General features: G+C 74.6%; 1 protein-coding gene. It reads right to left on the reverse strand.

Going from position 1 to position 279, the window contains the following annotated elements:
• A partial coding sequence (locus J5F18_RS10165) for an ATP-binding cassette domain-containing protein (protein ID WP_346302212.1) occupies positions 1-279 on the reverse strand: 279 nt, incomplete at both ends.

Consider the following 279-nt stretch of genomic DNA (forward strand, 5'->3'; position numbering starts at 1 on the left):
TCGATGCCGTCAAGGCGCAGGGAGCCGCTGTCCGGGTCGTGGAAGCGGAGCAGCAGCGAGAGCAGGGTGCTCTTGCCGGCCCCGGACGGCCCCACCAGGGCGACCCGCTCCCCGGGCCGGATGGTCAGGTCGATGTCTGCCAGCGCCGGGGCCTCCCGGCCCGGGTAGGTGAAGCGCACCGCCTCCAGGCGGATCTCGCCCCGCAGCGGGATGGGCAGCGGCACCGGAAGCGCCGGCGGCGTGATGCTCGGGCGGGCATCCACCAGTTCCAGCAGTCGC

The sequence above is a fragment of the Halomonas sp. BM-2019 genome, assembly GCF_017584085.1.